The sequence below is a fragment of the Caballeronia sp. genome (genome assembly GCF_049581465.1).
GTDB lineage: Bacteria > Pseudomonadota > Gammaproteobacteria > Burkholderiales > Burkholderiaceae > Caballeronia.
Window position 1 is genome coordinate 1 of the sequence record NZ_JBAUSA010000458.1, and the last position, 10436, is coordinate 10436.

The 10436-nt window shown below is 60.7% G+C and carries 9 protein-coding genes and 1 pseudogene; 2 read left to right on the forward strand and 8 right to left on the reverse strand.

The window, feature by feature from the left end; all coding sequences use genetic code 11:
* The 8 genes and pseudogenes from WCA53_RS11320 to WCA53_RS11355 all read right to left on the reverse strand — a co-directional run.
* The coding region (locus tag WCA53_RS11320; RefSeq protein ID WP_423909401.1) for an FAD-dependent monooxygenase at positions 1 to 173 on the reverse strand (173 nt) is incomplete at its 3' end.
* A 20-nt stretch (positions 174 to 193) separates the two neighbouring features.
* Entirely contained in the window at positions 194 to 805 is a 612-nt protein-coding gene (locus WCA53_RS11325) for a twin-arginine translocation signal domain-containing protein (RefSeq protein WP_423909375.1), read from the reverse strand.
* Positions 806 to 850: 45 nt separating this feature from the next.
* Positions 851 to 1246 (reverse strand): VOC family protein, encoded by a 396-nt coding sequence (locus tag WCA53_RS11330; protein WP_423909378.1) that lies wholly within the window; start codon positions 1244 to 1246, stop codon positions 851 to 853.
* A gap of 175 nt (positions 1247 to 1421) precedes the next feature.
* On the reverse strand, positions 1422 to 2807 hold the full coding sequence (locus WCA53_RS11335; RefSeq protein ID WP_423909381.1) for a formimidoylglutamate deiminase: 1386 nt from the start codon (positions 2805 to 2807) through the stop codon (positions 1422 to 1424).
* Positions 2804 to 4045, reverse strand: a complete 1242-nt coding sequence (gene hutI, locus WCA53_RS11340; RefSeq protein ID WP_423909385.1) for an imidazolonepropionase — start codon at positions 4043 to 4045, stop codon at positions 2804 to 2806. Before hutI ends, WCA53_RS11335 begins: the two co-directional genes overlap by 4 nt.
* A gap of 16 nt (positions 4046 to 4061) precedes the next feature.
* The gene (gene hutU, locus WCA53_RS11345; protein WP_423909389.1) at positions 4062 to 5744 is read right to left on the reverse strand and encodes a urocanate hydratase; all 1683 of its coding nucleotides are present in this window, start codon (positions 5742 to 5744) and stop codon (positions 4062 to 4064) included.
* A gap of 370 nt (positions 5745 to 6114) precedes the next feature.
* The gene (locus WCA53_RS11350) at positions 6115 to 7230 is read right to left on the reverse strand and encodes a porin (RefSeq protein ID WP_423909392.1); all 1116 of its coding nucleotides are present in this window, start codon (positions 7228 to 7230) and stop codon (positions 6115 to 6117) included.
* A 265-nt stretch (positions 7231 to 7495) separates the two neighbouring features.
* A pseudogene (locus WCA53_RS11355) lies at positions 7496 to 8185 on the reverse strand (epoxide hydrolase family protein); the annotation flags it as partial.
* 334 nt (positions 8186 to 8519) lie between these two features.
* Between WCA53_RS11355 and WCA53_RS11360 the strand changes: the two are divergent.
* On the forward strand, positions 8520 to 9323 hold the full coding sequence (locus WCA53_RS11360) for a hypothetical protein (protein WP_423909395.1): 804 nt from the start codon (positions 8520 to 8522) through the stop codon (positions 9321 to 9323).
* Between the two features lie 123 nt (positions 9324 to 9446).
* Positions 9447 to 9833: an ester cyclase gene (locus tag WCA53_RS11365; RefSeq protein ID WP_423909398.1), complete on the forward strand. Its 387-nt coding sequence runs from the start codon at positions 9447 to 9449 to the stop codon at positions 9831 to 9833.
* Positions 9834 to 10436 lie beyond the last annotated feature (603 nt).

Below are 10436 nucleotides of genomic sequence, written 5' to 3' on the forward strand. Positions count from 1 at the left end.
GTGAACGACTCCCATTCGTTGTTGACGAAGGTCACCGACGACTGTCGCTTGCCTGCCTCCAGCACCACGACTTTTATGCCTTTCTGACACAGCTCATTGGCAAGCGTGCCGCCGCCTGCGCCCGAGCCGACGATCACGACGACCGAGTCGTCGTTGTAGTCGAACTTTGCCATGATTGTCTCCTCGCGAACGTTCAAGCAACGGGCGGACTGGCTTCTGCCGGCGGGTTAGGCAACCAGTCGAGGTCGTTGAAACCGCGGTGGAGATAGCCTCCCTTGTCGAACGATGAGCCTTGATAGCCGAAGTGCGCGAAGGCCATGTCGTTGTTGTAGAGGGATGTGATGCACTGCCCCCGGACCATCTTCACGAATGGGTCGTTTTGCTGCGCTGTCACTATCGCGGAGCGCTGTGCGTCGCTGATGGTCAGCCAGTTTCCATTGGCCGCCTGATCGAGTTGCGCCACGCCGTTTTTGACGAGTTCCGCAGTATGCGGATCGCTCATCTTTGCGTCGATGTCCTTGGCAACGAGTGCGTAGACCGCATCGGGAAGCGTCTTGTGTGGATAGAGGGTCTTCGCGAGCGCCATGATTGCGTCGGCCTGATGCTGATCGACGTGGGTCAGATCGAGCGCCCACGCGCGGCTTGGAGCGAGCAGCGCAAGCGGACTGCCTGCGACGAGCAGGCCGGACAGCACGGCGGACCCTCTGAGGAATCGCCGGCGACCGGGTGCGGCGATCGGTGCCGGGTCGTGTACCGCGACATGAGCGGTCTCGACCACGACTGGGATAGAAAATGCCTTCGGCATGGTTTGTCTCCTTCGTATTGTGGTTTTACTAATGTCCAGTCTAGGTCATACGTAGTGTCCCTCCTTTGCCAGGACTTCGATTTTGTAGCCGTCCGGATCGGTGATGAAGAAGAAGCGTGCCGCGACCGTGTCGCCGCGTCGCAGCATTTTCAGGTCGCCCGGCTGATGGCCGCGCAGCGCGAGTTGCTCGCGAAAGGTTTCGATTTCATCGACGGCGAACGCGGCGTGACCGTAGCCGGTACCGTGCGTATAAGGCGTCGCCGTTCCCTTGTTGAGCGTCAGTTCGATTTCCGCGCCGCTTTCCGGCTCGCGCAGATAGACCAGCGTAAAGTCGTCGAAGTCGAGCCGATGTGATTCGGCCATACCGAACGCATCTTGATAGAACCCGATAGACCGATCCAGATCCGCGACACGGATCATGAGGTGCAGGAATTTTGGCATCGGCAGCCTCCTCGATTGGCACCGGACCAGTATGCGGACGTTGCCGCGAACGCGGGTAATAATCGGCTACTACGCTGTTATCGATGTCACGGCAGACAGGGGGCAAGGGGCGGTGTCAGGACGGCGAGTCCTGAACCCAGTGAATCCCCCGGCGAACCGGGAGACATCAATACCGCTAAGCAAGCAACCCCTCAAGCGTCGCGCGATAGCGCCGGAATGCTGACTCTTCGTCCCGATGGCGCCGCCCCTCAACCACCTTGAAACCTCCCACGGTGACGTCCAGCACCGGCGATTCTCCATGCTCGCAGAACACCACGCCTGACAACCAGGCCTCGCAGCCATGTCCCGCAATCGCGGGATGATCGGGGTCGAGCACGATCCAGTCCGCGCGACGACCCGCTTCAAGCACGCCGACCGCGCGGCCGGTCGCGGCAGCGCCGCCGAGCGCGGCGGCATCGAAGAGATAGTCGGCAACATGAACCGCGTTGCTCGACGCAAGCACATTGCGCTCGCGACGAAGCAAGCGCTGGCCGTATTCGAGCAGGCGCAATTCGGAGCGCCAGTCGACCGCAATGTGACTGTCCGAGCCGATCCCGAAGCGCCCTTGCGCAGCGAGAAAATCGTGGGCCGGGAACAGGCCATCGCCGAGATTGGCTTCGGTCGTCGGGCACAGGCCGGCGATCGCGCCGCTTGCGGCCATCGACTGGACTTCGTTCTCGTCCACATGGGTCGCGTGGACGAGGCACCAGCGCGAATCAACATCGAAACGATCGAGTAGCCAGCGCACGGGACGCGAGCCTTCAGTCGCGACGCACGAATCGACTTCACCAGTCTGCTCCGCGATATGGATATGCACCGGCGCACCGGGAAAGCCGGCGTCGAGGCCGGCGAGCAAGCGCGTCAAGGACGCCGCCGATACCGCGCGCAACGAGTGCGGTGCCACGCCATAGCGCAGCGCGCCATTTTCTGGACGCGCGTCGCGCAAGGTCGCAAGCGACGCCAGCAAACTCTCCGGCGTGTGAATGAAGCGCGCCTGGTCCGCTCTCGGATCGAGCGCGCCAAAGCCGCTGTATTGATACAGCACGGGCAGCATCGTCATGCCGATACCCGTCACCTGCGCGGCATCGACCACGCGCTCGGCCATCTCGGCCGGGTTCGCGTAACGCTGGCCGTCGGGCGCGTGATGCACGTAGTGGAACTCGCAAACGGACGTATAGCCCGCCTTCAGCATTTCAATGTAGAGCCACTGCGCAATCGCGCCGATGCTCTCCGGCGTGATCCGCGCGGCGAACCGGTACATCAGTTCGCGCCAACTCCAGAAACTATCGGCGGGATTCGCTCGATATTCGGTCAGCCCCGCCATCGCGCGCTGGAACGCGTGCGAGTGGAGGTTCGGCATGCCGGCCATGACCGGCCCCGCCGCGTATTGGACGCCACCGGGCGCGACGCTGTCAGGCGTCACTGCCGTCAGCGTGCCGGTTGCGTCCCACTGCAGAAGAACGTTGCGACGCCAGCCATCGGCGAGACGTGCATGTTGGGCAAACAACGTGTTTTCGATCATCGGGCGATCCGTTTATCGATTGTCGGCACGCCATGCCGCACGACCAGCGCGCAGCGATCGAGGCCGCTCCAGTAGGCAAGTTCGGATAGCGAATCAATTTCCCACGCGACGAAATCAGCCTTCGCACCGACCTTGATTTCGCCGGCGACATCGGGATGACCGAGCGCCCTTGCGCCATGCCGCGTCACGCCGGCCAGCACTTCCGCCACCGATAAACGGAACAGCGTGCAGCCCATGTTCAACATCAGCAGCAACGAGGTGGTAGGCGAGGTGCCGGGATTGTTATCGGTGGCGAGTGCGATTGGTACGCCGTGGCGGCGTAGCAAGTCGATCGGCGGGAGTTGCTTTTCACGGATGAAATAGAATGCGCCCGGCAACAGCACGGCGACCGTGCCAGCCTCGCGCATCGCGATGACGCCGTCTTCGTCGAGGAATTCAAGGTGATCGGCAGACAGCGCGTGATGCTTCGCGGCAAGCTGCGCGCCGCCCATTAGCGACAGTTGTTCCGCGTGCATCTTCACCGGCAGGTTCAGGCGCGCGGCGGCCGCGAAAACCCGTTCCGCCTGGTCCAGCGTGAAGGCGATCCGCTCGCAGAAGACATCGACGGCATCGACGAGGCCTTCCGCATGCAAGGCCGGCAGCATGTCGTTGCAGACATGGTCGATGTACGCGTCGGCGCGGCCCGCATATTCCGCCGGCAGCGCGTGCGCGCCAAGAAAGGTAGTAGAAATAGTCACGGGTCGCGCGGCGGCGAGCCGTCGCGCCACGCGCAGGATCTTGCGCTCGGTCGGTAAATCGAGGCCGTAGCCCGACTTGATCTCGAGCGCGGTGACGCCTTCGGCGAGCAACGCGTCGAGGCGGCGCAACGACTGCGCGAACAGTGCGTCCTCGCTCGCCGCACGGGTGTTGCGCACTGTCGACACGATGCCGCCGCCCCGCTTCGCCACCTCTTCGTAGGTCGCGCCTTCGAGCCGCATCGCGAACTCTTCGGCGCGGTTGCCCGCGAAGACAAGGTGCGTGTGGCAATCGACGAGACCCGGCGTCACGAGCCGCGCTTGCAGATCGTGCGCGGTGGCATTCGCAGCATTCGCATAAGCGGGCGGGAGTTCCGCTTCCGGGCCGAACCATTCGATCCGGCCCGCGCGCACCGCAATTGCCGCGTTCTCGATCACATGAGCCGGATCTGCCCCCGGAGCGAGGCGCGCGTTGCGCCAGAGATGCAAGCTTGCATCGGTCATCGCGTCGACTCCGGCATCAGCGGGTGATGAACGGCAAGTCGAGGCCGAACTTCTTCGCGCACTCGATCGCTTGCTCATAGCCTGCATCGCCATGGCGCATCACGCCCGACGCGCAATCGTTGATCAGCACACGGCCCAGCCGCTTGTGCGCTTCGTCGGTGCCATCGGCGACGATCACCATGCCCGCATGCTGCGAGTAACCCATGCCGACGCCGCCGCCGTGATGCAGGCTGACCCAGGTCGCGCCGCCCGCCGTGTTGAGCAGCGCGTTGAGCAGCGGCCAGTCCGATACGGCGTCCGTGCCGTCCTTCATGCTTTCCGTCTCGCGGTTCGGGCTTGCAACCGAGCCGGTATCGAGGTGGTCGCGGCCGATCACGATAGGCGCTTTCAATTCGCCGCTCTTCACCATTTCATTGAACGCAAGGCCCGCCACGTGACGCTCGCCAAGACCCAGCCAGCAGATTCGCGCCGGCAAACCCTGGAACGCGATGCGATCGCGCGCCATGTCGAGCCATTGCACCATGCCCTTGTTGTGCGGGAACAGTTCCTTCAGCTTGGCGTCCGTCTTGTAGATGTCTTCCGGATCGCCCGACAGCGCCACCCATCGGAACGGACCCTTGCCTTCGCAGAAGAGCGGGCGGATGTACGCCGGGACGAAGCCGGGGAAATCGAAGGCGTTCTTCACGCCGTCATCGAACGCGACCTGGCGCAGGTTGTTGCCATAGTCGACAGTTGGAATGCCCATGGCGTGGAAGTCCAGCATGGCTTGCACGTGCTGGGCGCACGAACGCTGTGCGGCGGCTTTCAATTCGACGTGCTGCGCCGGATCGGCCGATGCCGCGCGCCATTTTTCCAGGCTCCAGCCTGTGGGCAGATAACCGTTGATCAGGTCGTGTGACGAGGTCTGGTCGGTGACGAGATCCGGCTTGATGTCACCGGCCTTCGCACGTCGGACCAGTTCCGGCAGGACGTCAGCGGCATTGCCGAGCAGTGCGATGGAAATGGCATCGCCGGCGGCGGTATGTTGCTTGATCAACTCGAGCGCGTGGTCGATATCCTTCGCCTGCTTGTCCACGTAGCGCGTGCGCAGACGGAAATCGATGCGCGTCTGGTCGCATTCGATATTCAACGAAACCGCGCCTGCCATGGTGGCGGCAAGCGGTTGCGCGCCGCCCATGCCACCCAGGCCCGCCGTCAGGATCCAGCGGCCCTTCCAGCTACCGTTGTAATGCTGTCGCCCCGCTTCGACGAAAGTCTCGTACGTGCCTTGCACGATCCCCTGGCTGCCGATATAGATCCAGCTTCCCGCCGTCATCTGGCCGTACATGAACAGGCCCTTCTGGTCCAGTTCGTTGAAGTGCTCCCACGTCGCCCATTTCGGCACGAGATTCGAGTTCGCGATCAGCACGCGCGGCGCATCGGGATGCGTCTTGAAGACACCGACCGGCTTGCCCGACTGCACGAGCAGCGATTCGTCGTTCTCCAGGCGTTGCAGCGTTTCGAGGATCTTGTCGAGACACTCCCAGTTCCGCGCCGCGCGGCCTATACCGCCGTAGACCACCAGCTTGTCCGGATTCTCGGCCACTTCGGGGTCGAGATTGTTTTGCAGCATGCGATACGCGGCTTCGGTCAGCCAGCTCTTGCAGGTGATTTCGGTGCCGCGCGGGGCGCGCATGGGACGTGGGTTGTGGCTTTTCATCGGAGAACTCGCTGGTGGATGAGGGTTGCTGTCCTCGGCGGCTGAGACGCTTTGTGCGCAGTCGATACCACGGCAAAGCAGTGGATTGCTCGGTCGCCAACTTGTATATACAAGTTTGCTCGAAAAAAATAATCGCTGCAAGAGGGATTTTCAGGAGGGGGCGATGGTGCGCGACAAACGCAAGCTTGGGACAAGCAATCGGGAAGAGGCGTAGAAGCGTCAAACCGCCGCCGGCGTCTTTCTTCAGACCTGACGAGCGGTCGATCGCGTTTTTGATGAAGTTGCGGTCATACCTATACGGCGCGGCCCGGTCGCGTCAGCCACCGTGGCGATGGAGACGAGTGCGACCGGCCGTTCGTCACAACGCCGTTCAGAAGCGATGCGTCATGCCCACGGTAGCCAGGATCTGCTTTGTTCCCGGCTCGCTCACCGTGACACCCGGCCAGCTGACGGTCGCGGTGCCGTTGTTCTTCAGATAGCCCGCGCGCACATAGAAGGCCGTGCGTTTGGACACCGAGTGATCGGCACCGATCTGAATGCCCGGCGTGTTGTCGTGCGCGCCGCGCACATTGCGCTGGACGGCGGCGATCTCGATCGTATCCGCCGCTGTCGCCTGGATCGTCGCGCCCAGTTCAGCAATGCTGAGTGAGTGCGCCGTTCCGAGCAGCGCGGCCAGTGACCCGTGAGCAGGGTCCTGCGCACGCTGATACGAATAGTTGAACTGGAAGTTCACTATGCCGACCCGGTACGCGAGCGCGCCAATGAAGTGCTCGGTTCCGAGAAGGGTCAGTGGACCCGGCAGGCCGGCGATGGTCTCCTGTCCGGAATGCTGGTTGACGTAGGAGAGGCCTGCGTACAGGCCATAGCCCGTATAGGTCGCCCCCAGATTCAGCATATTGCCGGTCGTCGCCGGCACGGGCTGGGTCACGGTCGCCGAAAACGCATACATGCCGTAGAACTTCAAACCACTTATATCCGGAGACGTATAGAGGATCGAATTGCTGGCACGGCCGGAGTCGTACTGCGTCGACAGCGTCTTGCGGTCGACAGCAAGGACTGCTGCCGAAAACGGCGACAGGACTTCGTTCGCGCGAAACGGATCGGCCTGATAAACCACGCGGAAACTGGGTTCGTATTGGCGTCCCATGGTCAGTGAACCGTACTTCGGGTCGTTCAGACCCACCCAGGCCTGGCGATAGAAGAGCGACGTGGTATCGGCGAACAGCGAGCCGTTGTTGATGTTGAAGCCAGTTTCGACGTCGACCTGGGCGGACAGGCCGCCGCCCAGGTCCTCTTTGCCCATCAGGCCAAACTGTGAACCGGTCGCGCCCCCGCTTCGTTCGGAATACGAATGGGCTCCACCGTTGTCGAGGTACTGAACGAACGTATCGGCCACACCATACAACGTCACACTCGATTGGGCTGCCACACCGCCCGCGGCTAGAACCAGCGTGGCCCCGCAAATACCCTGACTGATCAAACGCATGCCTGTCTCCTCGTTCATGTCCACCTGTGGCGGCTCGGTATAAGGCGGTCCTGCAGCGCAACCGCCCTGTCCAACATTGGCCGCACTGCGCCGGCGTATGCCAGCGCGCGCGCTGATCTTTCCCTTGCCCTTTAATCTCAAAAATAGAATGGGCGTGCTAATAGTTAGCGCAGACGGTCGTAAACGCCAGTGCATTGTTTTGATGGAAAGCTTGCAGCGAGCGCATGTCAGGACCAACGTCGCAGGCGTTGCGTCGAAATGCGCCGTCGCCACCTTGCGATGCGAACTTCTCGTATCCAAGGCGCTTCATCAACTGTACCCACGCACGTGCGGTGCGCTCGGGCCCCCAGCCGGTCGTGGTCGGTTTGCCCGAAAATCCATAGCCGGGCAGTGACGGGATCACCAGATGAAACGCGTCCGACGCGCTCGCGCCGTATGCCGTGGGATTGGTCAACGGATCGATGATCTTGAACTGCTCGATGGCCGAACCCGGCCAGCCATGCGTGACGATAAGCGGCATCGCATTTTCATGCTTCGAACGAACGTGGATGAAATGAATGTCCAGGCCATCGATCTCGGTCAGGAAATTCGGATACGAGTTCAGTCTCGCTTCGACCTTGCGCCAGTCGTAATCGGTGGACCAATGGCGCGCAAGTTCCTGAATCATGGCGAGCGGCACGCCTTGGGAGTCATCCGTGACCGTCTCACGGTCGGGCCATCTCGTCGCCTCGATGCGTCGCCGCAAGTCGATAAGCTGCGATTCCGGGACATGTACACGAAGTGGGCGAATGGCAGTCTTGTCGCCGCCCGTCGATTGGGCAACTTCAGTAATCGCTTGATTCGTTTCGGTTTCTGCAAAAGCGAGCCGACTCAATGAGCCCGCTGCAACGGTCGCCGCTGCCACACCGACAAAACGACGGCGAGACGGCGATTGAGGATGGATGTTGTCTGACATGAGTTTTCCGTTTTATCTTTAAAGCTTTCATTTAAAGTGCATATGCACATTTTATGTAAAGATAAATAAATAGTACTGCCTAACAGGTGACTCGTTCAATGAACACGGATGTTGCCTTGTTCCGTGAGCGCGTGCTCAACACTCGATCGACGTATTGAAGCGCACGGACGTATCCCGCATGTGTCGGGACGGCCTGTTTTTTGTAGGCGCGTGTTTCAACACGCACTGTGCAGATACATTGCAATACAAAGGGGAACCGTGTCAGCGGGCGGAGTGAATCTGCTCTCCCCTCAACTGCGCACCGCGAACTATACTGGGGCAACTGGAGGATTCAATGGCCGAACACGACACGCTACATCCACTACGTCCATTCCTGAAAAATTGGGTTTGGGAGCATGGTCGAATTGGGACTCGCTATCTGGACTGCGTTGATGGCGAAATCAAGTTTGATGAAGGCAAGAAATCGCATTTCGCCGCCGAGAAATATATCTACGTGCCCCTTGATAAGGACGCTAAAGACGATGTATCTGCGGATGGTCCTGCGATCCTGGACGCGGGACTCGCGCGGTTTTTGCGGGCTGCGCAGTTGGGCACGCCAGAGGAAGCCGGTTCTGTAGCAGAGGTTCAGCGCGCAGTGCAGGACTGCGTGGAACTCGGCCTGTTCAGCGCATATCAACGGGAGGCACAAGAGGCCTTTGCCCGCTATTCGCAGGAGCCCATGTTCGAGGACGAGATCCGCGCGGCGGTCGTCGACGACATCCGGCGTACTTACGCCGGCCTGCGGGAGCAATTGGCGTTGTACGATTTCAGTGTGCTTTACGGCCTGCCCGTACCGCTCCTTATCAGCGAGACGCCCTTTATCGACTGGCGCGTGCGCGCCAATCCGCCACTTCCGTTTATAACGCTTGCGCTGGGACCTTACTGCCTGCTGGTAGGCGCGCCGTCGGGCAGGAAAAGCCGGATCGGCCCGGTAGTCTGGAAGGCCGCTACTGCGATGGGCCCGTTGAAGGACCACAACCGCCTGATCGTGGAGCACGCGCGTCTGTGGCTGGTGGCGACCACCGATGACCAACTCGTCGCGGTGCAAGGCCGCTTTGCTGCCGCCATCGGCGCCAAGAACGAGGATGCGAAATCCTGAGCGAAATCTGCCCGGGACAGCGACGAAGGGCAGCCGGGAACCGACTCGATCTTCGAGGCGTTGTTGTATCTTCAACCGTCCTGCCTTGCGGCAAGGACGTTGTAAAGAGACAGGCCAATTGCCATGAATAGAACCGATCTCTCCAACATCTACCGAGACTACATTGCCTGCCTAAATGAGCAGGCCTGGCCGAAGCTGGAACAGTTCGTTAGCGATGACGTGTACTACAACGGTCAGCAGATCGGATTGTCGGGTTATCGCGAGATGCTGGAGAGAGACTTTAGGGAAATCCCAGACCTTTATTTCAACATTCAGCTGCTGATGGCCGATTCGCCCTACATAGCGGCCCGGCTGGCTTTCGACTGTACGCCAAAAGGAAACTTCCTTGGTCTCCATGTAGACGGGAAACAAGTTTCCTTTACAGAGAATGTCTTCTATGAATTTCGGAAGGGAAAGATTGAGCAAGTATGGTCCGTTATAGATAAGGCGGCTATTGAGGCTCAGCTTTAGCGCGCGTTAAGCCGGGAAATCGAAGCCGCAATCCCATGCGGCGGTTGCAACAGCGATCCATGTCAAGGCGGATATTTCCACCCGACCACGCAAGTGATTTCGGGCAGGGATACCGCTCTGCTTGGTGCTTGTGCTCGTCACAGCAATGGCCGATTCCCGGCAGTTCTACCGTGTATTTTCATACGGCATCCTTACTATACGAGATCGACTCGTCCCTCCCGCCTTACTACCGAGACACACCCAAGTTCGCTAGCCCTGGAACGCGCCGTGCCGCACGGTCCGCGCGTCTCGCAGACCGCTTCCTGCGCGCACGTCCCGATCCCGCTTTCACCGCATTTCTCGCCTCCATTGCTCAATCCGCCCACACCAAAAAACGAACCGCTGCGACACATGATCGGGCAAATTTTTTCAAAAACACAACATTGAATAATTCTCATTTGCATGTATGATCTGGGCCCTTGATACCAAATGGGTCACTAAACGACTCGCCCGAACGTCGGAAATACGAACGACTCAATGAACCAGACCACACCCTCGCCCGCTCAAGCCTTCCGGCTTGCGCCCCTTGCCGCCGCCGTGCGGCAGCTCCTCCCGCTCGCGGCG

What these genes read in the sequence shown, in the direction of transcription:
- WCA53_RS11325 (WP_423909375.1), bottom strand. Translation starts at nt 805, where the DNA reads ATGCCGAAGGCATTTTCTATCCCAGTCGTGGTCGAGACCGCTCATGTC.
- WCA53_RS11330 (WP_423909378.1), bottom strand. Translation starts at nt 1,246, where the DNA reads ATGCCAAAATTCCTGCACCTCATGATCCGTGTCGCGGATCTGGATCGG.
- WCA53_RS11335 (WP_423909381.1), bottom strand. Translation starts at nt 2,807, where the DNA reads ATGATCGAAAACACGTTGTTTGCCCAACATGCACGTCTCGCCGATGGC.
- hutI (WP_423909385.1), bottom strand. Translation starts at nt 4,045, where the DNA reads ATGACCGATGCAAGCTTGCATCTCTGGCGCAACGCGCGCCTCGCTCCG.
- hutU (WP_423909389.1), bottom strand. Translation starts at nt 5,744, where the DNA reads ATGAAAAGCCACAACCCACGTCCCATGCGCGCCCCGCGCGGCACCGAA.
- WCA53_RS11350 (WP_423909392.1), bottom strand. Translation starts at nt 7,230, where the DNA reads ATGCGTTTGATCAGTCAGGGTATTTGCGGGGCCACGCTGGTTCTAGCC.
- WCA53_RS11360 (WP_423909395.1), top strand. Translation starts at nt 8,520, where the DNA reads ATGGCCGAACACGACACGCTACATCCACTACGTCCATTCCTGAAAAAT.
- WCA53_RS11365 (WP_423909398.1), top strand. Translation starts at nt 9,447, where the DNA reads ATGAATAGAACCGATCTCTCCAACATCTACCGAGACTACATTGCCTGC.